A 23,877-nucleotide genomic window follows, 5' to 3' on the forward strand; every position below is an offset into this window, starting at 1 on the left:
CACGGTTAACTGGCAAGTCGTTTTAAGTTTTTTTATTACGTATTAGCCCAATAGTTTGTTTTAATTGAATGATACGCTGAGCGTATTTTGGTACTCGCCCAGCAGAAGACCGTTGAATATTGTCCAACAGCTTTTCAGATTCATCCAATCGGTTTAAGCCAATTAATGCATGGGCTTGCATCAGCACAAAACGAGGGTTGTTCGGGTTAAGTTTAATACCTGTATTAGCGGTTGCTAAAGCATCAGCAAAACGATTTTGTTTCATTCTAATCGCAAACAAATGCACTAACGAATAATAGCGGTGTGCAGATTTACCCTTTGGTTTGTCAATTAAAGCTTGTAGCCAGCTGGCCACATCATTTGCTTTAGATAAACAACGTTCATTACCAGACATCACACACTTAATGGCCACGTCTAAGGCTCGAATGCCCCATGCACCCATTGGTTTTTGATGGATAATGTTAACAATATAATCTGAGCGGGCAAGTTGTAGAGAGTCTAGTTGGGTTTCAAGTTGAGTAAATGAGTCGGGTGTTACCATGCTTAAACTGATTAAAAACCCAGCTTCTTCAGGTGATAACTCAGCAGCGCGTAAGTAATAGGCATAAGCACCCTCAAAGTTTTTTTCGCGTTTACGTAAAATTTCGCCACGCAAATATTGGCTACTTGGTGAGTCGGGGTGATTGACCGCAAGGCTTTCAATTAAGGTAGATTCACTACTCCAATAATGTGCACGCTGGAAGGTACCAAAACCAAGGCAAAAAATAACAAGAAAAATCATGCAGATCCTTAAACCGTTCGGTATTTTGCTTGGTAACGCAAATAACAATAAATAGCTAATGGCTAACAAAGGCCCTAGAGCAGGCAAATAATTTCGGTGTTCATGGATAATCTCTAGTGGAAAAACGCTAGACTCGAGACTATGACCTACTAAAAACCAAAGTACAGCAAAGGCAAACACAGGGAAGCGTTTTCGCCAAGCAATGGATAGTATCAATAAAATAATAATGCCAATAATGCTAGGCAAGGTGGTCCAAATTGAAAATAAATCTGAGCTGAGCTTAAAATCATCATGAAATAAGCCCATGGTTTGTATATCTGGAACAATAATCATTGACAGGTAAAACCATAAAACACGTGGTTCGGTTAATACCCGTTCATAAAAAGTGAAAGGGCGTCCTCCATAACCGCCTGTAATAAAACTGGGATGTTGAAACCAATATAAAAGTCCGGCTAAGATTGGTAAGCCAAGGAAAATAATAAAAAACCAACGGACTTTTTTAATTGTTTGTTGGCTAGAATGTAATTGAGTCAGTAGCGTGAACTCTAAAGCCCCAATATAAACAGGCAGTAACGCAGCATTTTCTTTACATGCTACGCCTAGCACCGTACCAGCAATTAAACCCAGACACATCAGGGATAGGCCCTGTGCAGGTTGTTTCTCGAGCGAGAGACGGCCTACTACATAAAGACAGGTGCCCATCAACATAAACATACTGGCCATACTGGTCATGCGCTGAACAACATATAAAACACTGGTTAGTAAAAAAGCATGTAATGCCCAAATCAATGTGCCGCTAATGGCAAAGGCCACGCGAGGGTTAGATAAGCGGGACTGTTGTGCCCAGCTCGTATGGCAAACACTTGGCCATAATAAAGTGAGTAGCCAGAAGACAAGGCCGGAATTTATGCAGTGAATAGCAATGTTAAACAGCTTAAAGTGAATAGACTTGAAACCATCGGCAAAGTAATAATTTAATCCAAAAGAGAGAGCAGGGATGATGCGCTTTAAAGGCCCGCTTTCATTCGATAACGTTGAGCGAATAATATTTTGTTCGTTGAGATCATGAATAGGAACATTAGGGTTCTCAAGAATATTCAGTTGATCATCAAAAACAAATGGACCATTCCAGCCAGGCGCATATGCTATAAAAATAACCAGGCAACAAATGCTCCATAACACAAGCGGTGAAGCTAAGGGATTAGACATTTTAGTTTTTATGGTGTTCAATTTTCTTGTTTTCTCCGTGAAACGAGAATGCTCTATGTATTAATGTGTCTATACGGTAGTCAAACGATAAGTTTCACTTTTAAAGGTCGCGGTTATTATTTTAGTTGTTTGTTAATATCAAACTGAATAATTAGCCTCATTTTTCATGTGTTTTATATTTTAAAAAAGATCAGATAAAACTGGTGGAGTATGATTTATAGTGCCCTTTAAATAGGTGATTATTCAGTTAGGTGATGAAAAATTACAAGGTATGTGGCAGGGTTAAGAAACAATATAGCGAGCAAAGGACACCTGAAAAATCAAGGGGTCAGCCAGCTTGATTTTTAAAAGATTCACTTTTCCTATCTCCTCCGTGAGTGCTAAGTTTCGTTGTTCTAGAAACTAATGGTCTGATTTTTTTATGAAAGTTTTCGCTGCCATAAGCTTCACCGGCAATAGTTGCTCTCGTGATTTTTTCTTCTTGGTGGGTTATATCGAGTCGATTAAATAATTCTTTATAGCGCTTGCATCGTATATTGGGGTTGTAACCTAACGAGCTATATAAGCTGTGCTCAGTAATTAACTTATCCTCCTCCGCTAATGCATTATGTGAGTAGCTTGACCATCTATAGTCACAAGGGTTGGTCACAATATCCGCTTTAACAGGGTTCATCTCAATGTATTTGTATAAACTAAAAAGATAAGAGTCACTGTCTACTAGGCAAGACTTATAGCGGCCCTCCCATAACGTGCCAGTTCGTTTATGTAACGCATTGTAATAACGAACATACCGGTTAGCCATCGCCTGCATAAAAACAGCTAATTGCTCCTTGCTATCAGGTGTAATTAGCAAATGTAAATGATTTCTCATAATGACGTAAGCATGCAAAGAACAACCTGATTTTTCCAAACCATGGGCAATATCATCCTTAACTCTCAACATATCATCTTCAGAATTAAAAATATCTTGCCGGTTATTACCACGGTGCATAATATGCAATGGTTGATTGGGGATAACGAGTCGAGGAAGTCTTGCCATAAGTTGACTCTAACGGATAAGAGGGTTTAAATCAAGCTGGCTGACCCCTTGATCTCTTGATTACTTGCAAGATTTGATGAATGGATTATAATTAACCAATATAGTAATGGGTAATGCTAGTATTACCAGCAGGCAAAGGAGCTATTATGCAAACAGCGACGAGTAAACTAACAAAGAAATACCAAGCAACAATACCAGAACCAGTAAGAAAGCTACTGCATTTGAAAATGGGTGATGAAATTGCCTTTGATATAAAAAAAGACGGTGTTCACTTACGTAGAGCAAGAGCAGTAGATATAGCCTTCACGCAAAGCCTAGAAAACACATTGAGCGAGTGGATGACGGAAAATGATGAAGAGGCATATAGTGACCTTTAAGGCATTTGATGTCGTCGTTGTACCGTTTCCATTTACAGACCGGACAACAACAAAAAGGCGGCCAGCGTTAGTCCTATCAAATGAAAATACATTTAATCGCAAGGTGGGGCAATCTGTGTTAGCCATGATAACTAGCGCTAATAACTCAGATTGGCCGTTAGATACTAATATTCAAGATTTAGATGCAGCAGGCCTACCATCGGATTCAGTAGTACGAATGAAGCTGTTCACATTAGACGATAGACTGGTTCTTCGTAAAGCAGGGCAATTGAGCAGCAGGGATAAACAAGCAGCTCAAGCGGCTCTTCAAGAATTACTAGATGTTGAGTATAGCTGATGGTTATTACTCCTAAGCATTACCACCATGAGTTAGGCAAGAACCTTAGGATCAAGCTGGCTGACCCCTTGATTCTTTAATTTAGGCCGGCCGACTTTTTTGATTTCCTGTTGCTTGTCCTTTACAAAGGAGGTTGATCACATGCGAAGCTAGCGAAATTATGAGTGGTGTTTGTAGTTAACCCAGAAGCGCCAAAAGCAACAGAAGACCCGCTACACCTCTTGGTTTTTTGTCCTGTTGTGATATTAACAGCTATTTGGATAGTCCCTGTCCATGGGGAATTAAAGGAGCAGGTGTATGTGCTTGGGTTGCCCTGTAAATTACAATCACCAGCAGGACTAATAGTAGGCGAGCCTGTATTGCCTAGTGGGTAAGTGATTTCATAAGTGCCAGAAACTGTAATGGCGCCAGCGCTTGCGCCGACATTGACAGTTAAAGTATCGTCAAGGTTATTTGGAGAGGGTGATGTCGCAACGACTTGTGTTAAGCCGTGGTTATCATCGCGCATAGTTGTTGTAATATCAGCTCCTGGTGTCGCTTGGTTTAACGCTGAAGCCCAGCCACGACTGAATGTTCCGTAATAATCATTGACAGGGTCTACTACTGTATCAGCGTCTTCGTTTGTTACAGTAACATTTGTTGGCGTATCTGATGCCCAAGCGGCTAATAGTGTTAAATTAACTTCAGCAAAAGGGATGACTTCTAAGCGGTCTGTTTTACTGGCGCTTTGTACGTAAGTTAAATAACTGGCTGGATTTGGGTTGCCGCCTACATCATAGACGTTATCAATATAAATACCCCTAGCCTCTAGTTGTTGTTGTGCCCCAAGGGTCATGCTGACGGGTGATCGTAATGCTGGCTTTGTTGGAGTGCCTCCTACAGATGCAACATTGTTAAGTATAAAGTTTTTTTGATAATCAACGTAGTCGGTTTGAAGTTGGTTACCATCAGCCAAGCTTGCTCGATCCATAACGGTGATATCTTTTAAATTCCAATCTTGAAAGGCTCTGAAAACGCCATCGATACGCTTTAACCGGCAGGACTCGACGTATTCTTCTCCTACAGTCGCTATACTTCCATCGGCTTTATAATGTGGGTGGTTACCGCTAGTGGTTCCTTCAACATATTTAATGGGTGATGAGGTGTGATCGTGGTGGTCTCTACAACAAACAACACATAAATTGGTGGCTGCGCTGTCATTATTAGTTTCTGTAGCAGTATCTTTGTTGAGTTGGTTGCCTAGTTGGTCGCTTCGGGTAACACCGTCCCAAAGTGCGTGAGCTGGCGTATAACCTATGCCAGTGCTTAACATGTCAGAGCTGGTGGCATCGGAATTGGTTAATTCACAGTTGCAGCTAGCTGTTATAAACTCTTCTTTGCGGTCTGCAATAAAGTCACTGCCATCTTGGTGGTAAGTGACTACTTCAAATTGTACAAGCGTATTTTCATCGGATACCACGTCAGGCAAAGGTTTGCTTGTTTGACGCAATTTTCCTGTGTCAACATCAATATCGATAACATCTGGCGCACCTAAAGGGTCATATTTAGCGACAGGGCCCGGGGTGCCGGTCGAGGCAGGTGAACCGCCTAAAGCTGTGTTAGTCAAGTCGTAGGCGTGGATAAAGGTATCAAATGACACTACATTATTAGTATCATCACCGATACCATCCCAGCTTACTACAACATGGGCGAGCTTAAATGAAACATCTGGTGCGACAGCGGCTGTTGTGGCAATTTGATTTAAACCATTGTAATAGTAGTTATCTGTTGTCCAGCTTAAATTAAAAACATCGTTTCCACTACTAATGGGGCCAGGTTGTATTCGGCCTCCCTCATTATCGGCAATGTTGTTAAATGCTAATGATATTGGGTATTTTAAGCTAGTGACTGAGTTCACAGTTAAGTCATTCCAGTCGTCTAAGGTGCTTATTTCTACAAAGCGGCGCAAGTCGTCAATCTTTTTTTGAGCAATGTTGGCAGCTATAGAGCGTTTATTGGCATCGCTACCACTTCTGACTAAGCTGGTCTGTAGCTTTGATACGGCTAAAATACCAATGGCAAGTACAAGTACGGCAATCATTACTTCAATTAGGCTAAAGCCACGGCTTTTTGATGTGTGTAAAGTCATAATGTAATTCCTAATCAGGTACTCTTAATTATGGTTGTATATCTGTCCAACTGTATTTTTGTTTAGCTAGCCCAAGGTTAGAGAGGTCCTCTACTATAGAGCCGAGAACAAACTCATCGTAGACTTGTGCATATCCACCAGTCGTAAGCTTTGTGGAGTCTTCAGCTAATAAGGAGCCGTGGACCTTAACACCACCATTTAGTGTAACGTCACTAAGGCCAAGAGCAATGCCGTAAAAATCTGAGTTAGCGTTTATTTTTAAATGACCACTGACAACAAGAATAAGAGGTCCATCTCGGCTACCAATGATAGAGTTCGATGGCATAGTGCAGTCACCATCGACGGTTACAATTTTCGATGTGCTCCAACCGCTGGCAAGTGCTTGGAGTCCAGAGCAGTTTGTCAGTTCTACGTCGGCTATATTTACAACGTCTTGAAATGAATCGAAGTTGGGGAACAGGTAGCTGAGAACAGATGCTGGGAAGTCACCAGGGTCTGCTTGGACAATGTCGTTGTTAACTTTGCCAGGTTCGCTTAGTTTATCGCCATCGCAATCACAAAACTTCCATGAATCGGTGTCATCTAAAGTTTCTGAGCAAATATCACCGCTGTTGTCTAAGAATGCGTCCAATTGGCAAGTCTGCCACGAGCCTAGGCCGCCCGAAGTGTCAAAGGTAGCGACCCATGCTGAAACAGGAACGCCTTTTCCACCTCCGTTGGGGTCAGCAACAATAGTGAAAGTACCGCCCAGCTCAATAATTGGGGTCATAATCGGGGGAACCTCTTCTGAGGTTAGCAGTGTTATTTGAGTATAAGAGATTTGGGCGTAGGCATTACCTGTGCCGTCTAGGCTCTCACCTGTTCCAATGGCGGTCATAACATTGCCTGAATTGGTGTAGGTTAAATACGTGTTTGAAACAACGCCGCTACTCAAATCGACAGCCGTTGGTGTGGCCCCGAGTTGTAAAGGCTCAATGGTTGTTAGCGTTGTTAAGTCGTTATCGTAGGCTAAATTATAAGTGTCACTGCCATTTGTGCAAGGGAAAAGGCTGGTATATCCACCTACGCACTCAACCCAAGGGTAAGTGCCGCCAACAGTACCGTCATATAGCCCTGTATTCTCATTTATAAAGGCTGCAGCTTGCTCTAAAGCGGCATCAGCAGCAGCCTGTGCCTCTTTATGTCTATATTCATTTGCTGATATACGTTGATCCATTACGCCAACTCGTGCTGCAAATACTGTAATGAGTGTCACGCCAATAAGGAGAATAATAGAAACCAGAAGTGTGGCAACGCCTTTTTGGTTATTTAATGAGGGCTGGATCTTGTTGAGTTTCATCATAAGCCTCAGTCTTTAGGGTCTTCATTTCTCACGCGAATGGTTTCGGTGATTGTGCGTCTTGGGTCATTAGCATCGGAACTGTGGGGCAAGTCTGTTGTGCCTGTTAAAGTAATAGTTACATCGTATACGCTAACGCCGCTAGTTGTCGTTAGGGCCGTTATGCCACTGACCCCGTTAGTATTTGCGCTACCGGAAATATCAAAATTCAACGTTGTAATCGTGGCAATATTATTATCTGTAATGGCCTGCCAAGTACCCGTTGCACAACCTGGGGTATCTAAAGTAAGCCCTGTTCCCCAGTCAATCTCATTATCTGTTTCGTCTAAACGGAAACCGAAATGTTCCGAGGTGTCATAAGAACTGTTCGAGTTAATGTCGTATGAATAATTGGCACAGGTGGAGGTGAAATTAGTTTGCTGCATGAAGGTGGGTATGACCGCTGAGGCCGAATACCCGTTTCTTTTTAGCTCGTCGGAAATGAGCGTCATTGCGGCCCTTAATTCCTGATTTAATCGAATCATTTTCATGTTTTCGTTATTGGAACGAACATTCGTCGAAAAGACGGTGATGATAACGGCGGTTACAAACAAGCCTAAAACCATAGCGATTAGCATTTCGATAAGCGTTAAGCCTGTCTGATACCTTGGATTTATTTTTATAGGCATGATTCATACCCCCAAGACGTGACATCAGAACACAGCCTAACTCGTCCCAAAGGTGAAACCGCGGCACCGAGTTGTTTGCTGGATGTGGAGGAAAATTTCAAATGAAGTCCGTTTGCAAACCCGCGTAAGGGGGTAAATGATATGGAGCTGCCATCCAAGGTCGAAGACGCAACGACGTCTACATTTGGGTAATCAAGGTTAGACACGACTTTCTCTACACCATCTATTTGGCAGCTATTTGCTGTTGTGCAGTCACAGGCAATAGTTTCGTTAAGTCCATAACACCAAATAGCCCCAGTGCCGGTTGCGGAGATTGTAACGATTTGGTTTTTTTTGATAGCTTCAGTTTTAGCGAACATCATGTCAACGAATAAATTCTCGGCGGCACCTTTTAATCTTCTGTCGTCGATGAGTTTCCCAAAAGATGGTGCTGCTATAGCCACAAGAATACCCAATATAACCACTACAATTAGCAGTTCAATAAGCGTAAAACCTTTTTGTGTATTTCGATCCATCTACAAAGTTCTCCTAGTTGTGGTTAATTATAGTTGTGATACTTGGGTTGGCAAGGGATATGATATACCGCTTGTCTTGATAAAATAGCCGTTTGTCGCTTTGTGTGTTATTTTTTAAGAAAATCACATACTTTTTATTAAACTACACGCAATTGAATGCACGGGAGCTACGCTATGATTAAAAAACCTTTGTACGGATTCACCTTAATAGAGTTGATGATTGTAGTGGTAATTATTGGTGTGTTGGCAGCGATTGCGTTACCAGCCTACAATGGGTATGGACAAAAGGCGCGGCGCTCAGATGCTAAGCATGCGTTGTTGGATATTCAGTTAGAGCAGGAGAAATGGCGAGCAAATAATATAACGTATTCTTCTTCATTAACAGAATTAAATTGGGCTGGCGGGGAGTCTTTAGATGGGTATTATGATGTAACACTATCTAATATTACCACTAATACTTATACACTTACGGCAACGGTTGATGGGACGGATTTACAAGCGAATGATACAGCTTGTTTGACGATGACGTTAGATCAAAACAATGATAAAACCCCAGCATCTGGCTGTTGGTAGATAAAAAGCTAATTAAGTAGAAGTGCCGCTGCTCTATTTCAATAAATGATGCCTAACAGTATATTTGGTAAGCTCTACAGTGCTTATAAAACATTAATATCGGGTGGCGAGCGAGCCGTAGCAGAGCAGACACGGTTGGCTGCTCTTGCAATGTAAAAATAAGCACCTACGCAGTTATTACTGGGCTCCTTTTATTCTAAAGTTGGCCTACGATAGTAAGTTATTTGTTGGGGAGCAGTCAGGCTAACCGTCATAATTATCAATCAACTCCATACCACTGTCGTTGTCATCATCGGGGTTTTTAGCTTTTGCATCACCCAGCTTGATCATTAAGCGTACCTCGTTGCTGGAGTCGGCGTAATTAATGGCATTTTCGTAGCTGATGTCGCCGCTGGCATAGAAGCCGTACAGTGCCTGGTCAAACGTTTGCATGCCTTGTTCGGTAGAGTTTTTCATCAGCTCTTTTAGTTTATGAATATCACCTTTTCTGATGAAGTCAGAGGCTAACGGTGTGTTAAGCATAATTTCAATCACTGCTTTTCTGCCTTTGCCATCGATGGTGGGTACAAGTTGCTGCGCGATCATGGCCTTTAGGTTGAGCGATAAATCCATAAATAATTGCTTGTGCGCTTCTTCAGGGAAGAAATGAATAATACGATCAAGTGCTTGGTTGGCGTTATTAGCGTGCAAAGTGGACAGGCATAAATGCCCCGTTTCAGCGAAGGTCATAGCGTGCTCCATGGTTTCGCGACTACGAATCTCACCAATTAGGATGACATCGGGTGCTTGACGCAACGTGTTTTTAAGCGCAACTTCATACGATTCGGTATCTATGCCTACTTCGCGTTGCGTAATGACACACCCCGCGTGTTCATGTACATACTCAACAGGGTCTTCAATGGTAATGATATGGCCGGAACTGTTTCTATTACGGTAGCCAACCATCGCAGCTAAGGACGTTGATTTACCGGTGCCGGTTGCGCCCACGAAGATAATGAGCCCGCGTTTTGTCATTGCCAATTCGTCTAAAATTGGTGGAAGGTTGAGTTCTTCAGAGGTTGGGATGGTGGTTTCGATTCGACGTAAGACCATGCCAGCATCGTCTTTTTGTATAAATGCGCTGACACGAAAACGGCCAATATCTGGGCGTTGAATGGCAAATTGGCACTCTTTGGTCTCTTCAAACTCTTTTTTCTGATCATCGGTCATGATGCTTTTTACGATGTCTAAAGACTGGCTAGCGCTTAAGCGTGTTTTTGATACTTGCTGTAGCGCTCCATTGACCTTAATGGTGGGAGCCCAACCAGATGTAATAAATAAGTCAGATGCTTTTTTATGAACAACGAGTTGTAAAAGTGCATCAAAATCCATATTAAATTCTCCTTTATATACTATCTAGCTAAATGCTTTTTTGTCGGCGGCTTTCATTCGGGCATCTTGTCTTGTAATGACACCGGCTTGAACAAGCTCTGTTAAGTGTTGATCGAGGGTTTGCATACCATCTTTACGACTGGTTTGTATGGTGGAATACATTTGTGCAATTTTATCTTCTCGAATGAGGTTTCGGATAGCCGCAGTGCCGGTCATGATTTCCCATGCGGCAATTCGTCCACCACCAATTTTTTTCATTAAGGTTTGTGCAATAACAGCACGAAGTGACTCGGATAACATGGAGCGAACCATGCCTTTTTCACCCTCGGGGAATACATCAATAATACGGTCAATGGTTTTGGCAGCAGAGCTGGTGTGTAAAGTGCCGAAGACCAAGTGGCCTGTTTCTGCCGCGGTTAACGCAAGGCGAATGGTTTCAAGGTCTCGCATTTCGCCGACTAGAATAATGTCGGGGTCTTCACGAAGCGCAACACGTAAGGCTTCACTAAACCCATGTGTATGCTTGTGTACTTCACGTTGATTAATAAGGCATTTTTTACTTTTATGTACGAATTCGATAGGGTCTTCAATGGTGAGAATGTGTTCGTATACATTATCGTTTTTATAATCCATCAAAGCCGCTAGTGTGGTCGATTTTCCTGACCCTGTTGGCCCTGTTACCAGCACAATGCCACGAGGAACATTGATGATTTCTTTAAAAGATTGGGGGCAATTTAAGTCTTCTAGGGTAAGAATATCAACGGGAATAGTTCTAAATACAGCAGCAGCTCCACGGTCTTGATTAAAGGCATTAACACGGAAGCGAGCAGTGCCGGGCAACTCGAAGGAAAAATCGACTTCAAGAAACTCTTCAAAGTCACGGCGCTGTTTATCGTTCATGATGTCATAAATCATCGCATGAACTTCTTTATGCTCAAGCTCAGGCATATTGATTCGTCGAATGTCGCCGTCCACTCGAATCATAGGAGGTAAACCAGCTGAAAGGTGTAAGTCAGAGGCGTTATTTTTGGTGCTAAAGGCTAATAAATCTGAAATATCCATGTGTTAAATCCGTTTGCCCCAGAGAGCTCAGTTATTTGTATAATGAAACGTCTAGAAAATACTACTATCATTAGTGCAAGTAAATCTAGTACGTATTCTAAGTATAGGCACGAATCTTAAATAATGCTTCCTTTATTACAACGATACTATACACAACAGGCGCTGATTGCAGATTTAGAGCAAACGCATTGTTCATCGGTTAAATTATTAGCAGTTAGTAAAACTCGCCCTGCGTGTGATGTAGCAGTGCTGTACAGTGCAGGGCAGCGTGATTTTGGTGAAAACTATTTACAGGATGCGCTGAAAAAACAACAGGTATTAGCGCATTTAGATATTTCATGGCACTTTATTGGGCCTATTCAGTCAAATAAAACTCGCGACATTGCGCGCTATTTTAGCTGGGTACACAGTGTAGACCGGTTAAAAATAGCGACTCGTTTAAATCAGCAGCGACCGGCTTATCTGCCACCGCTTAATATTTGTTTGCAAGTGAATGTTGATGAAGAAGAAACCAAGTCAGGCTTTTATTTAGATGAGTTGTTAGACGTTATTGAACCAATATTATCATTGGAAAACATTCGGTTACGAGGGCTTATGGCTATTCCCAAAGTAGATAAGCCGATAGCTGAGCAGCACGCATCGTTTAGGAAAATGGCACAGGCAAAAAAAGAAATTGAGCAAACATTTGATATTAGCTTGGATACGCTTTCGATGGGAATGAGCGGCGATTTACAGGTGGCCGTTGCAGAAGGAGCAACAATGGTGAGAGTAGGCACCGCTATTTTTGGCGAAAGACTAAAAAATACGGTTTAATGGCGTTTATAAAATTTAAGATTAAGTGAGAGTATGAATACAAAACAGATTGGATTTATTGGCGGTGGCAATATGGCCAGCAGCTTAATTGGTGGGCTTGTTAGTAATGGTTACCCAGCCGATAAGCTAACCGTTGTTGACCTAGATAGTGAAAAACTGAGCTATTTAAACCAAACATTTGGGGTTAATACCTTACAAGACAGCAAAGAGCTAGCCACTAAAGCAGATGTTTTGGTATTAGCAATAAAACCCCAACATATGCAATCGGTTGCACAAGATTTAGGGCAGGCGATACAGGATAAATCCCCTGTTGTGGTATCTATTGCAGCCGGTATCCGAGTGGAGGCTCTTGATCGTTGGTTAGGTGGCCATTTACCGATTGTTCGTTGTATGCCTAATACGCCAGCGCTGGTTAAAACAGGGGCGACAGGGCTTTATGCAAATGCTCAAGTGACGGAAAACCAAAAAGACTTGGTGGAATCCCTGTTACGTGCAGTTGGAGTGACTGTGTGGGTGGAAGAGGAGCATGAGCTGGATGCGGTGACAGCCTTGTCAGGTAGTGGGCCAGCCTACTTTTTTATGATCATGGAAGCGTTGGAGGCGGCAGGAATAAAGGCGGGTTTGAGCCAAAAAACAGCGCAATTATTAACACAAGAAACAGCTCTAGGTGCGGCAAAAATGGCGCTAGAGTCGAGTGAGCCAGCAAGTGTATTGCGTCAACGCGTGACCTCACCTGGGGGCACAACGGAGCGTGCTATAGGTATTTTGGAAGAGCAGGGGCTAAGGGATATTTTGCAGGCTGCGCTGTTGGGAGCAAAAGAACGCTCAATCGAGTTATCTGACGAATTGGGAAATAACTGATGCCAGAAGGATATTTGTCAAACCCATTGATGCTGATTATAAATTCGTTGGTAGGTGCGTATATTTTCGTGTTAGTACTTAGGGTGCTACTGCAATATACAAATGCGGACTCAAGAAACCCGGTGTCGAGCTTTATTATTAAAGCAACACAGGTACCGCTGAAAGTACTAAAGCCGATTTTCCCTACCGTTAAAGGGCTTAACCTATCGGCTATTGTGTTGATGTTGGTTTTGCAGATGCTAATAGGTTTTTTAGCCATGAGAGGGCAACCGGATGTTTGGGTGGTTTTTATTTGGAGTTTGACAGAACTCATTAGCACCATTATTAATGTTTTTATTTATAGTATTTTCGCAACCGTTATTTTAAGTTGGATAAACCCGGGTGCCCATAATCCGGTGGTCAGCTTGTTATATAAAATAACAGAGCCCGTATTGACGCCTTTTCAGCGCTTGATTCCACCAATGGGCGGTATAGATTTTAGCCCGATAGCGGCCTTGTTAGCGCTGCAGGTATTAAAAATGTTACTACTACCACCGCTTTTTGCTTTGATATAGCAAGGGACGCACTTGGGAGAATACGCGCGGCTAGTGCTACTGCCGAGTTGGTACGTGCTTGCCGCTAATGTATCGATTATCTTGGCAGTTTTCCCTCAAGGTATAAAAGATTATTAGCGCAAACGCCCTAGTGTGCATCGGCAGCCATCGTGCTGTCAGAACTTTTCAAATAATCATCTATACTTTTAAGAAAGCTTTATGGAATAAGCCGGCTAAATAAAGGGTGGTTAACAAATGAACCTTGATGCACAACTTCGCAGTTATGACCTATGGAAGCAGTCAATGACTGACTCTATAAAGGTTTATCAGCATTGGTTAGATGAAATGAGTCTTACGGATACAGAGACAGAGTTGATGTTGATTAAAAATTTGCGATTGATAGAAAAAGATACGATTACTATCGCTTTTGCAGCTGAGTTCTCGCGAGGCAAAACAGAGTTAATTAATGCATTATTTTTCTCGTCTGCGGGGATACGTTTATTACCATCGAGTCCAGGCCGGACAACAATGTGCCCGACGGAGCTTTTTTATGACCGCAAAGCGGCACCTTATCTTAGGTTGTTAGATATTGAAACGCGTGCCAACGACACCTCGATAGAAGATTACAAAAGAGACCCAAAACACTGGGTGCATATTGAGCTTGACGACGATTCGCCTGAAAAAATGCAAGATAGTTTTTTGCAGTTATTAAAAACAAAAACGGTGTCAGCAGCACATGCAAAAGAGCTAGGACTGGCGACTGAAGAGGTTGAAGGTGAGGTGACGATTCCTGCTTGGCGTCATGCGTTGGTGAGTTTTCCGCATCCGATATTAGAAAAAGGGTTAACCGTGCTCGATACCCCCGGTCTCAATGCATTAGGCAGCGAGCCAGAGCTAACCTTAAGTATGTTACCGAATGCTCAAGCAATGATTTTTGTTTTAGCTGCGGACACGGGTGTGACACAAAGTGATATGGCGATGTGGAAACAATATGTTCAAGGGTATAGTAATAAGCATCCACATAGTTTGGCGGTGGTGCTGAATAAAATTGATACGTTAAGCGATGAATTAATGAGCGATGATGAATGGACTCAGTCGATTCATAAGCAAACATTGGAAACGGCAGGTTTATTAAATCTAGAAGAGCAAGTCATTTTTCCCCTATCAGCCAAACAAGGGCTGATAGGCAATATTAAAAAAAACCAACAGATGATTTCAGCAAGCGGCATACAAGGCTTGGAAATCTTTCTGTCAGATAGAATACTCAGCTCACAAAAAGAGATTCTTCAGCATAAGGTCATTAGTGATGTTGTCGACAGCATGAAGTTAGCAAACAGTGTACTCACCAGCCGATTACAGCATGTTGTGAACCATACCAATGAGCTGAACGGGTTTTATAGTAAGAGTGAAGAAGCAACGGCGGAATTATTATTAGAAACGCGAAAAGAGCAAACGGCTTATAAGCAAAACTTAGCGCACCTAAAAACCAGCCGGCATATTTTTTATACGCAAATAGCGGACTTATTAGAAGTGGTTAACCCAAAACGTGTGTCGTATCTTATTGATGAAGGACGCGAGCAAATGAGTAAAAGCTGGACCAGTGTTGGTATTCGTCAAGGTATGAAAAGTAGTTTTGAAGGGTTAAATTCGCTGTTGAACGAAACACTGAGTACCACACAAGCGAGTATTAAATTACTGGATGCTATCTATAAGCGTTTTAAAGATGAGCATAACCTCGATGTGGAGCAAGCAGCGCGATTTGATATTAAGGTCTATCAACAGCGATTGGATAAATTGCTTCGAGATGGCTTAGAGTTTAGTAGTAGTTCGGAGGCTGCGTTAACCGAACAAAATACACTTACAAAACGTTTCGTTAATACCGTTGGAGCGCAGGCGATATCAATCTTTGAACAAGCGCAAGCTGATATTAATCGCTGGAAGTCGATGGCGCTGGCTAATTTAATTAGGGAAGTAAGTGAGCAAAAAAAACTGATGGAAAGTAAGTTGGACAGCTTGCGAAGTGTATCGGCAGGAAAAAATGAGCTAGACGACAAGATTGCTAACAACAGAGCATTAGAAACGGAGATAAAGGAACGACAAGCGCAGCTTTTGCATATGATGGATCAAATTAATATATCGGCAGAGAGCTTGGAGGTAGAAAAAAGCGTACGTCAGGAGGCTATTTAAGGGTCTTTGTGATAAAAATCATATCCCACACGCCATGGCCTAAACGTAAGCCTCGGTTTTCAAATTTCGTTAATGGCCGAGAGTCCGGACGTTCAGCATAATTTGGCTCAGTGGAATTAATAAATCCTGGATGAGCGTTTAACGTTTCCATCATGTGTTCGGCATAGTTTTCCCAGTCTGTTGCAGCATGAAATCGCCCGCCTGTTTTCAGTTTAGAGTGAATCAGGGTTAAAAAACTTGTTTGAACAATGCGGCGTTTATGATGCCTTTTTTTGTGCCAAGGGTCGGGAAAAAAAAGCTGCACGCAGTCGAGACTATGGTCAGGAATAGCGTGCTGAAGTACCTCAATAGCATCGGTATCAAAAAGACGAATATTAGTCAGCTTCTTCTCTAAAACGATGCGCAATAAATGCCCAACACCAGGCCTATGCACTTCAATACCGATAAAGTTTCTGTCTGGGTTATTCTCAGCCATGGTGGCTAAGCTTTCACCATTACCAAAGCCTATCTCTAGTGTTACAGGGTGGTTATTAGCAAACAGTGAATTTGGCTCAATAAGAAGGGCCGGGTCCAAGCCATATAATGGCCAGCCTGTTTTAATGGCGCTGTCTTGTCCGGGCGTCAAACGGCCTTCACGTTTTACAAAACTGCGAATGCGGCGTAAGAAGTTGGGGTTGGTTTCGTTGCTCATGAATAAAGCTCGGTTAAATTAAACCATCCAACGGTGAGGAGGCCGACGCATATCGGCGGCGAGGCATACGACCAGCCAAGAAGGCTTCACGTCCGGCCTGCACGGCTTTTTTCATAGACGATGCCATTAGTACAGGGTTATTTGCGTGGGCAATAGCTGTGTTCATTAGAATGCCATCGCAGCCCAATTCCATACCAATGGCAGCATCAGACGCGGTACCGACGCCAGCATCAACAATAATGGGTACCTTAGCATTTTCGATGATGGTGAGAATATTGTATGGGTTACGAATACCCAAGCCTGAACCGATTGGAGCGGCAAGTGGCATAACGGCTACACAGCCCATCTCCTCTAGCCGTTTAGCAATAATAGGGTCGTCGTTGGTATAAACCATTACGTCGAAACCTTCCTTAACGAGAATGTCAGCAGACTCTAAGGTGGCAGTAATATCAGGAAATAGGGTTTTTTCGTCGCCTAATACTTCTAATTTGACCAGTTTATGCCCACCCAATAGTTCACGTGCAAGGCGGCATGTTCTAAGAGCATCTTTAGCGGTATAACAACCGGCTGTATTGGGTAAAATAGTGTATTTATCAGGGGAAATAACATCGAGTAAATTAGGCTCGCCAGGGTTTTGACCAATATTCGTCCGGCGAATGGCTACCGTGACGATCTCAGCGCCGCTCATTTCGATAGCCGCCTGGGTTTCTGCCATATCTTTATATTTTCCCGTGCCCACTAGTAATCTAGAGGAAAAAGATTGGCCAGCAATAACAAGGTCATCGGGTTGACCGCCACCAATGGCTTGTACGACTTCCACAGTATCTCCTTCTTTAAGTTGAATGGTATTAAACTGGTCGGCGGGCTTTATTTCTTCATTCAGTTCAATAGCAATACGCTTGCCGAACAGGCCCATTTGTTGGATCAGTTGCTCTAAGGTTGTTTTATCGTCACAGCTAAAATTTTCGCCGTTAAGTTGAATATTCATCAGCAGTTATCAATGATTAATCGTTTGCACTATCTAGTTTGCTTTTGCGTCTTGAACGCACAGCGGCCGCTAATTCTTCTAGCAACTGCACGCTGCTATCCCAGTCAATACAAGCATCGGTAATGCTTTGGCCATAAACTAGTTCTTGGCCGTCAACTTGATCCTGGCGGCCAGCAACTAAGTGGCTTTCAATCATAACGCCGCTAATACGCATGTCACCACCGGCTATTTGTTTCGCCACATCCTTACCTACAAGCATTTGGCGTTCGTGTTGTTTACTGCTATTGGCATGGCTAAAGTCAATCATCATGTGTAGGTTAACGCCGGCTTTCCCAAGCTCTTTAGCGGCAGCATCAACACTGTCGGCATCATAATTCGGCGTTTTGCCACCGCGTAAAATTAAGTGACAGTCGTCGTTGCCAGCGGTTTGAAAAATGGCCGACTGGCCTTTTTTGGTAACCGATAAAAAGTGATGTGGGCGAATGGCTGCTCCAATTGCATCAATCGCTACTTTAACAGTGCCATCAGTGCCATTTTTAAAGCCGACTGGGCAGGATAGGCCGGATGATAACTCGCGATGCGTCTGGCTTTCAGTGGTTCTCGCACCGATAGCGCCCCAAGCGATCAGGTCGGATACGTATTGTGGCGTGATTAGGTCTAAATACTCCGTGGCAGCAGAGACACCTTGAGAATTAAGGTTTAGTAATAATTCGCGTGCGGTATACACACCTTTGTTGATGTCAAAGCTATTATCAAGGTTGGGGTCGTTAATTAGTCCTTTCCAGCCAACCGTGGTGCGTGGTTTTTCAAAATATACTCGCATCACGATGATCAGATCGTCAGATAAATTATCAATGTAAGGCTTTAAACGGGCGGCATATTCGAGTGCTGCTTTCGTATCATGAATTGAGCATGGGCCAATAACAACCAGTAAACGATCATCTTCGCCATGCAATACTTTATGAATAGCGTTCCGGGTTGAGGCGGTAGTTTCAGCAGCCGTATCTGTAATAGGCAAGTCTTTGTGTAATTGTTCAGGAGAAATAATTTCCTGCATACCAAGAATTCTTGTGTCGTCTGTTTGAATTGAGTTCATGATCAGTCCGTTCTATGCTGACGCTAGTGATAGCCTAAATCAGCAAATTAATAAAAGACTGGAAATAATACATCTAATCGGTTGAATTTGCCTGCCCCTTGACCAAAAATAGATCAAATACTTTCAAATTTACAGGGAAACTTAACGATGGAAGAGGGATATGAAGAATATGATGAGGTTTTTGAAAAAATTCTTGCGAATAAGTCTTTATTGCCCGTAATACCAGATGCTGGCCTGAAAATTTTATCAGCGTTAAATCACCCTAAGGGTAACGCTAAGATGTTTGCGAAGGTTATCGAAAGTGATATGAGCTTGTCTGGGTTTATTCTTAAAACTTCTCGCAGCTTAAGGTATTTAACTCGCGTCCCGCCGAAACGTGTTGAGCAAGCAGTTGCCCGAATGGGGCTGCGTGAAACCTATCATCTCTCACTTAGTTTCTTGTCAAAATCTATTTTTCATTCGTCAAATAAGCAAATTGAAGGGTATATCAAAAAGGCTTATCGGTTTTCTACAAAGGTGGCTGTGATATCGTATTTTTTAGCCGGTAAAACACAAAACTTAGCGCCGGGCGATGCAATGTTGGCGGGCCTGTTTCAAGATATTGGTGTGCCCTCTATTTTAGCGACATTGGATGAATATCCGAATATTTTGCAAAATGACCTGAACAGAACAAAGTGTATTGATGTATTGGCGCCTAGGGTAGGTGCGCTGATCATAAAGAAATGGGGCTTAAACGAAATGCTGGGTGTTGTAGAAAGTCGGAAAAATTGGTGGTTAGATAAGGAACAGCTTGGTTTGGCGGAGTTGGTGTTGATTGCACGTGTGCATGCAACAATTGGCACACCTGAGTTTAGGGCGTGCCCACCGTTACTTGAAATACCTGCGTTTCAAAAGCTTCAACTAGGGGAGCTTGGCCCCGACAACACATTGCAAATACTCAGTGAATCAAAAAATGAATTGGCTGAAATAGAACGCTTGTTGGCCGCTTAGCTTAAATCGATCATTCATACAGTTTTAATAAAAGGCTGATATCATCTAAGGATATAAAACGAATACTCAAGGGGGAGTAAAAGTTATGAGAACATTATTTAAAATTTTGGGTGGTTTAGTATTGTTATTGGTTGTGACTATTATAGTTGCGCCAATGCTGATTGACCCAAATGATTACCGAGAAGAGATTCAGGCGGTTGTTAAAGATAAGACCGGCCGTGATTTGTCCATCAATGGTGACCTTAATTTATCTATTTTCCCTTGGGTGGGCGTGGGTATTAACGAGGTGAGTTTAAGCAATGCAACAGGTTTTAACGCCGAATACTTTGCAGAGATTCAAGAGGCAAACGTTAAAGTTAAGCTGCTACCGTTGTTAAGTCGGCAGGTAGAAGTGAGCACAGTTGTTCTAAAAGGCATGCGGTTAAACCTAGCAAAGGATAAACGCGGCAAAACTAACTGGGAAGATATGATCCAGTCATCGGCTGAGGGCGATAAAAAACCAAGCGATACGAATGCTGATCAAGCATCAGGGGCTGCCTTAGGTGCGATAGCAATTGGTGGTGTGCAAATTGTTGATGCAAGCATCTCATGGGATGATGCCAGCAAGGGTGAAAGCTACAACCTGACTGATTTAGGTTTGAGTACAGATGCGTTATCTTTAGGGTCGCCAATGGGTGTTGAGTTAGCCTTTACCGTAGAAAGTAGTAAACCAAAAGCGACAATACGTTTGAAGCTTGATGGTGATGTGGTGATTAACGAAGGGTTAAATAAATTTGATTTTCAAGACTTAGCGTTAGCAATTGATGCGGCCGGAGAACCTGTTCCAAATGGTGCAATGAAAGTTGATATAGCCACTCACTTGGTGGCTGACTTAGCAAAATCAGGGAGCTTAACGCTAGATCCTATGACGATTAAATTCGATGATTCAACGTTATCGGGTAAGGCATCTGTTAATAATTTTGATAAGCCAGCGGTCACTTTTGATTTAGCGGTAGATACAATAAATATTGATCGTTATCTGCCAAAAACAGCCACAGAGGGGAGCCAAAGCAGCGCAGGTAATAGCACCTCTGTTCCTCCGCCAGCAGCAGTTGCGTTAATTCCTATTCAAACAGTCCGTGATTTAAATATCAATGGTTTGTTTGCAGTGCAATCGCTCATTGTTAATGGTTTAACGGCACAGGAGGCGAGTGTAAAAGTTGTCGCTAAAAATGGTGTTTTAAATTCACAGCAGAGCGTTAAAAAGTTTTATAACGGTAGTTATGAGGGTAAAACAACAGTTGATGCGCGCCAAAATACACCACGTATTAGCGTTAAAGAACAGGTAACGGGGGTTGATATTGAACCGTTGATGGTAGACCTGATGGGAGAGTCTAAGGTGTCTGGCGTGGCGAATATTAAAGCAGCGTTAACCACGCGCGGGAATACGGTTGCTGCGTTTAAGTCGGCATTAAATGGTACTGCGCAGTTTAGTTTCGAAGACGGCACGGTAAAAGGCATTGATGTTGCTGCATTAATTAAACAAGGTGAGGCTGTGCTGAAAGGTGATGTATCTGCGCTGGCAGCTCAAGGCACGGGTGAAACAGCCTTTGCAAATATGTCTGGTACTGCGCAAATAACTAATGGCTTGGTTAACAACCAAGACCTCTTGATGGCCTCACCTTTGATTAATATCAAAGGGGCAGGGACAGCAAATTTAGTCAGTGAGGTGTTGGATTATCGACTAACATTACAGCGGACAAAGGCACTTAGTGAGGCCGAGCAAGCCGATGCTGAAGACCTTAAAAACATGTTAATTCCGGTGAATGTGTCTGGAACATTTGCAAAACCAAGTATTAAGGTTGACACCAAAGCGATCGTACTCGAGACGCAAAAAGAAAAAATTGAAGAAAAGAAAACAGAGCTAAAAGAAAAGCTCGATGAGAAAATTGGCGAGAAATTAAAAGGCCCAGCGGGTGACTTATTAAAAAGCCTATTTTAATAAAGCAACCTCAGCAACTGTCCGTGGGGCCTGAATATTTTCAGGCCCTTGTTTTTAGTTGGTTTGAGTTGTACGGCAGAAAGAGTTTGCCTTGGCAATTACCGCCAGAGCCTTACCGTGTTTGGTTGTCTGAGATCATGTTGCAACAAACCCAGGTAACAACGGTTATACCGTATTTTGAGCGATTTATTCAGCACTTCCCAAGCGTTGAAGCGTTAGCAAAAGCGCCGTTAGATGATGTGCTGCATTATTGGTCAGGTCTTGGGTATTATGCACGGGCAAGAAACCTTCACAAAACAGCAGGCATCATTGCTAATCAGTATGGGGGGCGTTTTCCTCAAACGCTCGCTGAGCTTGTTGAGTTGCCGGGTATCGGGCGCTCTACGGCTGGGGCGATAGCAAGCTTATCAATGGGGCAGTCAGAAGCGATACTTGATGGCAATGTGAAACGCGTGCTCTGTCGTTTTTTTGCGATACAGGGCTGGTCTGGGAATAGTGCCATTTTAAAGCGTCTATGGGCTATTTCAGAGCAGTTAACACCTAAGCATAAGGCTGGTAACTATAATCAGGCCATGATGGATTTGGGCGCAACGGTTTGTAAGCGTTCAAACCCCGACTGCCCGCAGTGCCCATTAAAGGAGGACTGTTTGGCACTAAAGAAAAACTTAGTTTCAGAATTACCGACACCAAAAAAGCGAATGAGTTTGCCGGTTAAAAAGCGGTACTGGTTAGTCTTTAAAAATGCTCAGGCGGTTTTACTCAATCAACGACCGCCAACAGGATTATGGGGTGGGCTATGGGCTTTTCCAGAATTTGAAACGTATGACCAACTGGTTGAGTGGTGTGAAAAAAATGACACTGACATAACTGGGGCGAAAACAATAGCGGAGAAACGTCATACATTTTCTCATTATCATTTGGATTACACGCCTATTGTTTGCTCGACGCCAGCGGTTAGCTCGAAAGTTGCAGAAGATAATAGATCTAGCTGGTATGAAATAAACAGCCGTGTGAAAATAGGTCTCCCAAAGCCGGTGAGTGAATTAATTTCCCAGCTAACGAATGAATCATAAGAAGGTTAATACTATGTACTGCCAAAAATTAAAACGCGAAGCCGATGCGCTAGAAAAGCCGCCTTTTCCGGGTGAGCTTGGTGAAAAAATCGTACAAAATATCTCAAAAGAAGCCTGGCAGATGTGGCTAGCGCAACAAACGATGCTTATTAACGAAAATAGACTAACGCCTTTTGAGCCTGAAGCGCGTGCTTTATTAAAGGCAGAAATGGAGAAATTTTTATTTAGTGATGACGCTCAAGCACCAGAAGGGTACGTTCCGGTCGATAAATAAGGTCATTTCTAACATCTTTCTTGACTAAAGTTGCCTGCCGCTGTTTAATACGCGACCACATCTTAGATGCCCAGATAGCTCAGTCGGTAGAGCAGTGGACTGAAAATCCTCGTGTCGATGGTTCGAATCCGTCTCTGGGCACCATTTGTTATAAAGCCCCAGCTACTATGTAGCTGGGGCTTTTTTATGCGTGAAATAAAATTTAGCCTACCAAACGTCGCGCTTTATGAAAAATAGTGTCTATGAGCTGGGTAGCTTGTTTGGGCGGGTATTTTCAATACCATTGTATGAGGTTCATTAAAGGGTTAAAAGTTTGTTATCATCGGTCGTACATTTAATGCCAAGTGGATATTGTTATGAGAATAAAACAGCTTATTTTACTTATTTCATTATTGTGTTTGTCGCTAGCCGCGCAAGCAGGTTATCAACTGGATAATACCGCCTCATCACTTTATTTCGTTTCCATTAAGAAAAATACTATTGGCGAAGTGCATAGCTTCGACTCTTTGAGTGGTTCTGTTGATAACAATGGCGCTGCAAGCGTTACGATTAATTTGACCAGTGTTAAAACGAATATCGAGATTCGTGATGAGCGTATGAAGTCGTTATTATTTGAAACGGCAGCTTTTCCGACAGCTGAAGTGTCTACGAATATAGAGGTGGACGCGATAACATCCCTAAATATCGGTGAAAGGCTTGTCATGCCAGTGGCGTTGACACTTAATCTGCATGGGCAGTCAGTGGCGGTGCAAACACAGCTACAAGTGATCGCTGTGAATGGCGGAATATCGGTGAGTACAATTAAGCCAATCATGTTGAATGCTATGGATTTTGGCCTAACGGAAGGGGTTAAGGCGTTAATGGAGATTGCAAGCCTTCCCTCTATTGCAACAGCCGTTCCCGTCTCGTTTAACCTTGTATTTAAAGCGGACTAAAGTTAGCGCGTAACGTTGAGAGAGTGATGTTGCACGACTGCTGGGCCTGAAAAAGG

23 protein-coding genes and 1 tRNA gene are annotated in these 23,877 nt (G+C 42.8%); 13 read left to right on the forward strand and 11 right to left on the reverse strand.

Going from position 1 to position 23,877, the window contains the following annotated elements; translation table 11 throughout:
* Positions 1–22: 22 nt before the first annotated feature.
* Both Q91_RS00320 and Q91_RS00325 read right to left on the reverse strand, forming a co-directional pair.
* Positions 23–1,990, reverse strand: a complete 1,968-nt coding sequence (locus Q91_RS00320; RefSeq protein WP_050999765.1) for a tetratricopeptide repeat protein — start codon at positions 1,988–1,990, stop codon at positions 23–25.
* A 328-nt stretch (positions 1,991–2,318) separates the two neighbouring features.
* A complete protein-coding gene (locus Q91_RS00325) occupies positions 2,319–3,029 on the reverse strand; it encodes a transposase (protein ID WP_041230464.1) in 711 nt (236 codons plus the stop codon).
* A 113-nt stretch (positions 3,030–3,142) separates the two neighbouring features.
* Between Q91_RS00325 and Q91_RS00330 the strand changes: the two genes are divergently transcribed.
* Together Q91_RS00330 and Q91_RS00335 are read left to right on the forward strand one after the other, a co-directional pair.
* Positions 3,143–3,406, forward strand: coding sequence for a type II toxin-antitoxin system PrlF family antitoxin (locus Q91_RS00330; RefSeq protein ID WP_238538335.1), 264 nt, complete (start codon positions 3,143–3,145; stop codon positions 3,404–3,406).
* Positions 3,378–3,743, forward strand: coding sequence for a type II toxin-antitoxin system PemK/MazF family toxin (locus Q91_RS00335; RefSeq protein ID WP_238538336.1), 366 nt, complete (start codon positions 3,378–3,380; stop codon positions 3,741–3,743). Before Q91_RS00330 ends, Q91_RS00335 begins: the two co-directional genes overlap by 29 nt.
* Before the next feature lie 121 nt (positions 3,744–3,864).
* Here Q91_RS00335 and pilV read toward each other — a convergent pair whose 3' ends face one another.
* From pilV to Q91_RS11680, 4 genes are read right to left on the reverse strand one after another with little or no spacing between them, the layout of a single operon-like run.
* Entirely contained in the window at positions 3,865–5,871 is a 2,007-nt protein-coding gene (gene pilV / locus Q91_RS11395; protein ID WP_015004881.1) for a type IV pilus modification protein PilV, read from the reverse strand.
* Positions 5,872–5,899: 28 nt separating this feature from the next.
* Entirely contained in the window at positions 5,900–7,213 is a 1,314-nt protein-coding gene (locus Q91_RS00345; RefSeq protein ID WP_041230466.1) for a PilX N-terminal domain-containing pilus assembly protein, read from the reverse strand.
* A gap of 5 nt (positions 7,214–7,218) precedes the next feature.
* Positions 7,219–7,878, reverse strand: coding sequence for a PilW family protein (locus Q91_RS00350; RefSeq protein WP_015004883.1), 660 nt, complete (start codon positions 7,876–7,878; stop codon positions 7,219–7,221).
* On the reverse strand, positions 7,869–8,393 hold the full coding sequence (locus tag Q91_RS11680) for a GspH/FimT family pseudopilin (protein ID WP_015004884.1): 525 nt from the start codon (positions 8,391–8,393) through the stop codon (positions 7,869–7,871). The genes Q91_RS00350 and Q91_RS11680 overlap by 10 nt, the downstream gene beginning before the upstream one ends.
* 174 nt (positions 8,394–8,567) lie before the next feature.
* Here Q91_RS11680 and Q91_RS11820 point away from each other — a divergent pair, with 174 nt between their 5' ends.
* The gene (locus Q91_RS11820; RefSeq protein WP_015004885.1) at positions 8,568–8,966 is read left to right on the forward strand and encodes a type IV pilin protein; all 399 of its coding nucleotides are present in this window, start codon (positions 8,568–8,570) and stop codon (positions 8,964–8,966) included.
* A gap of 243 nt (positions 8,967–9,209) precedes the next feature.
* Here the strand turns inward: Q91_RS11820 and Q91_RS00365 are convergent, their stop codons facing one another.
* Positions 9,210–10,337: a PilT/PilU family type 4a pilus ATPase gene (locus tag Q91_RS00365; RefSeq protein WP_015004886.1), complete on the reverse strand. Its 1,128-nt coding sequence runs from the start codon at positions 10,335–10,337 to the stop codon at positions 9,210–9,212.
* A 24-nt stretch (positions 10,338–10,361) separates the two neighbouring features.
* Positions 10,362–11,399: a type IV pilus twitching motility protein PilT gene (locus tag Q91_RS00370; protein WP_015004887.1), complete on the reverse strand. Its 1,038-nt coding sequence runs from the start codon at positions 11,397–11,399 to the stop codon at positions 10,362–10,364.
* Positions 11,400–11,522: 123 nt separating this feature from the next.
* On the opposite strand from Q91_RS00370, the gene Q91_RS00375 reads away from it, so the two are divergent.
* The 4 genes from Q91_RS00375 to Q91_RS00390 all read left to right on the forward strand — a co-directional run bounded on the left by Q91_RS00375 (position 11,523) and on the right by Q91_RS00390 (position 15,793).
* Positions 11,523–12,212, forward strand: coding sequence for a YggS family pyridoxal phosphate-dependent enzyme (locus Q91_RS00375; RefSeq protein WP_015004888.1), 690 nt, complete (start codon positions 11,523–11,525; stop codon positions 12,210–12,212).
* Between the two features lie 33 nt (positions 12,213–12,245).
* On the forward strand, positions 12,246–13,073 hold the full coding sequence (gene proC / locus Q91_RS00380; protein ID WP_015004889.1) for a pyrroline-5-carboxylate reductase: 828 nt from the start codon (positions 12,246–12,248) through the stop codon (positions 13,071–13,073).
* Positions 13,073–13,627 (forward strand): YggT family protein, encoded by a 555-nt coding sequence (locus Q91_RS00385; RefSeq protein WP_015004890.1) that lies wholly within the window; start codon positions 13,073–13,075, stop codon positions 13,625–13,627. The genes proC and Q91_RS00385 overlap by 1 nt, the downstream gene beginning before the upstream one ends.
* A gap of 234 nt (positions 13,628–13,861) precedes the next feature.
* Positions 13,862–15,793 (forward strand): dynamin family protein, encoded by a 1,932-nt coding sequence (locus Q91_RS00390; RefSeq protein WP_015004891.1) that lies wholly within the window; start codon positions 13,862–13,864, stop codon positions 15,791–15,793.
* Here Q91_RS00390 and trmB read toward each other — a convergent pair.
* The 3 genes from trmB to Q91_RS00405 are packed head-to-tail and all read right to left on the reverse strand — an operon-like array spanning position 15,786 to position 18,568.
* Positions 15,786–16,484 carry a tRNA (guanosine(46)-N7)-methyltransferase TrmB gene (trmB, locus tag Q91_RS00395; protein WP_015004892.1) on the reverse strand — a complete coding sequence of 233 codons (699 nt, stop codon included), beginning with the start codon at positions 16,482–16,484 and terminating at the stop codon, positions 15,786–15,788. The genes Q91_RS00390 and trmB overlap by 8 nt on opposite strands.
* Positions 16,485–16,497: 13 nt before the next feature.
* On the reverse strand, positions 16,498–17,472 hold the full coding sequence (gene thiS, locus Q91_RS00400; RefSeq protein ID WP_015004893.1) for a sulfur carrier protein ThiS: 975 nt from the start codon (positions 17,470–17,472) through the stop codon (positions 16,498–16,500).
* 16 nt (positions 17,473–17,488) lie between these two features.
* Complete coding sequence (locus Q91_RS00405; protein ID WP_015004894.1) at positions 17,489–18,568, reverse strand: 3-deoxy-7-phosphoheptulonate synthase; 1,080 nt, start codon at positions 18,566–18,568, stop codon at positions 17,489–17,491.
* Positions 18,569–18,715: 147 nt separating this feature from the next.
* Between Q91_RS00405 and Q91_RS00410 the strand changes: the two genes are divergently transcribed.
* From Q91_RS00410 to Q91_RS00435, 6 genes are all read left to right on the forward strand, one after another.
* Entirely contained in the window at positions 18,716–19,558 is an 843-nt protein-coding gene (locus tag Q91_RS00410; RefSeq protein ID WP_015004895.1) for an HDOD domain-containing protein, read from the forward strand.
* An 85-nt stretch (positions 19,559–19,643) separates the two neighbouring features.
* Entirely contained in the window at positions 19,644–21,539 is a 1,896-nt protein-coding gene (locus tag Q91_RS00415) for an AsmA family protein (protein WP_015004896.1), read from the forward strand.
* A 23-nt stretch (positions 21,540–21,562) separates the two neighbouring features.
* Positions 21,563–22,612: an A/G-specific adenine glycosylase gene (gene mutY / locus Q91_RS00420; protein WP_015004897.1), complete on the forward strand. Its 1,050-nt coding sequence runs from the start codon at positions 21,563–21,565 to the stop codon at positions 22,610–22,612.
* 13 nt (positions 22,613–22,625) lie between these two features.
* Positions 22,626–22,886, forward strand: a complete 261-nt coding sequence (locus tag Q91_RS00425) for an oxidative damage protection protein (RefSeq protein WP_015004898.1) — start codon at positions 22,626–22,628, stop codon at positions 22,884–22,886.
* Between the two features lie 68 nt (positions 22,887–22,954).
* Positions 22,955–23,030: transfer RNA gene (locus Q91_RS00430), tRNA-Phe, on the forward strand.
* A gap of 212 nt (positions 23,031–23,242) precedes the next feature.
* A complete protein-coding gene (locus Q91_RS00435) occupies positions 23,243–23,821 on the forward strand; it encodes a YceI family protein (protein ID WP_015004899.1) in 579 nt (192 codons plus the stop codon).
* Positions 23,822–23,877: the final 56 nt, after the last annotated feature.

This window comes from Cycloclasticus sp. P1 (genome assembly GCF_000299965.1).
GTDB classification, from domain to species: domain Bacteria; phylum Pseudomonadota; class Gammaproteobacteria; order Methylococcales; family Cycloclasticaceae; genus Cycloclasticus; species Cycloclasticus pugetii.

What these genes read in the sequence shown, in the direction of transcription:
- proC (WP_015004889.1), top strand. Translation starts at nt 12,246, where the DNA reads ATGAATACAAAACAGATTGGATTTATTGGCGGTGGCAATATGGCCAGC.
- pilV (WP_015004881.1), bottom strand. Translation starts at nt 5,871, where the DNA reads ATGACTTTACACACATCAAAAAGCCGTGGCTTTAGCCTAATTGAAGTA.
- Q91_RS00320 (WP_050999765.1), bottom strand. Translation starts at nt 1,990, where the DNA reads ATGTCTAATCCCTTAGCTTCACCGCTTGTGTTATGGAGCATTTGTTGC.
- Q91_RS00385 (WP_015004890.1), top strand. Translation starts at nt 13,073, where the DNA reads ATGCCAGAAGGATATTTGTCAAACCCATTGATGCTGATTATAAATTCG.
- Q91_RS00370 (WP_015004887.1), bottom strand. Translation starts at nt 11,399, where the DNA reads ATGGATATTTCAGATTTATTAGCCTTTAGCACCAAAAATAACGCCTCT.
- Q91_RS00435 (WP_015004899.1), top strand. Translation starts at nt 23,243, where the DNA reads ATGAGAATAAAACAGCTTATTTTACTTATTTCATTATTGTGTTTGTCG.
- Q91_RS00365 (WP_015004886.1), bottom strand. Translation starts at nt 10,337, where the DNA reads ATGGATTTTGATGCACTTTTACAACTCGTTGTTCATAAAAAAGCATCT.
- Q91_RS00330 (WP_238538335.1), top strand. Translation starts at nt 3,143, where the DNA reads ATGCTAGTATTACCAGCAGGCAAAGGAGCTATTATGCAAACAGCGACG.
- Q91_RS11820 (WP_015004885.1), top strand. Translation starts at nt 8,568, where the DNA reads ATGATTAAAAAACCTTTGTACGGATTCACCTTAATAGAGTTGATGATT.
- Q91_RS00390 (WP_015004891.1), top strand. Translation starts at nt 13,862, where the DNA reads ATGAACCTTGATGCACAACTTCGCAGTTATGACCTATGGAAGCAGTCA.
- Q91_RS00350 (WP_015004883.1), bottom strand. Translation starts at nt 7,878, where the DNA reads ATGCCTATAAAAATAAATCCAAGGTATCAGACAGGCTTAACGCTTATC.
- Q91_RS00375 (WP_015004888.1), top strand. Translation starts at nt 11,523, where the DNA reads ATGCTTCCTTTATTACAACGATACTATACACAACAGGCGCTGATTGCA.
- trmB (WP_015004892.1), bottom strand. Translation starts at nt 16,484, where the DNA reads ATGAGCAACGAAACCAACCCCAACTTCTTACGCCGCATTCGCAGTTTT.
- Q91_RS11680 (WP_015004884.1), bottom strand. Translation starts at nt 8,393, where the DNA reads ATGGATCGAAATACACAAAAAGGTTTTACGCTTATTGAACTGCTAATT.
- Q91_RS00335 (WP_238538336.1), top strand. Translation starts at nt 3,378, where the DNA reads ATGATGAAGAGGCATATAGTGACCTTTAAGGCATTTGATGTCGTCGTT.
- Q91_RS00415 (WP_015004896.1), top strand. Translation starts at nt 19,644, where the DNA reads ATGAGAACATTATTTAAAATTTTGGGTGGTTTAGTATTGTTATTGGTT.
- thiS (WP_015004893.1), bottom strand. Translation starts at nt 17,472, where the DNA reads ATGAATATTCAACTTAACGGCGAAAATTTTAGCTGTGACGATAAAACA.
- Q91_RS00410 (WP_015004895.1), top strand. Translation starts at nt 18,716, where the DNA reads ATGGAAGAGGGATATGAAGAATATGATGAGGTTTTTGAAAAAATTCTT.
- Q91_RS00405 (WP_015004894.1), bottom strand. Translation starts at nt 18,568, where the DNA reads ATGAACTCAATTCAAACAGACGACACAAGAATTCTTGGTATGCAGGAA.
- Q91_RS00345 (WP_041230466.1), bottom strand. Translation starts at nt 7,213, where the DNA reads ATGATGAAACTCAACAAGATCCAGCCCTCATTAAATAACCAAAAAGGC.
- Q91_RS00425 (WP_015004898.1), top strand. Translation starts at nt 22,626, where the DNA reads ATGTACTGCCAAAAATTAAAACGCGAAGCCGATGCGCTAGAAAAGCCG.
- Q91_RS00325 (WP_041230464.1), bottom strand. Translation starts at nt 3,029, where the DNA reads ATGGCAAGACTTCCTCGACTCGTTATCCCCAATCAACCATTGCATATT.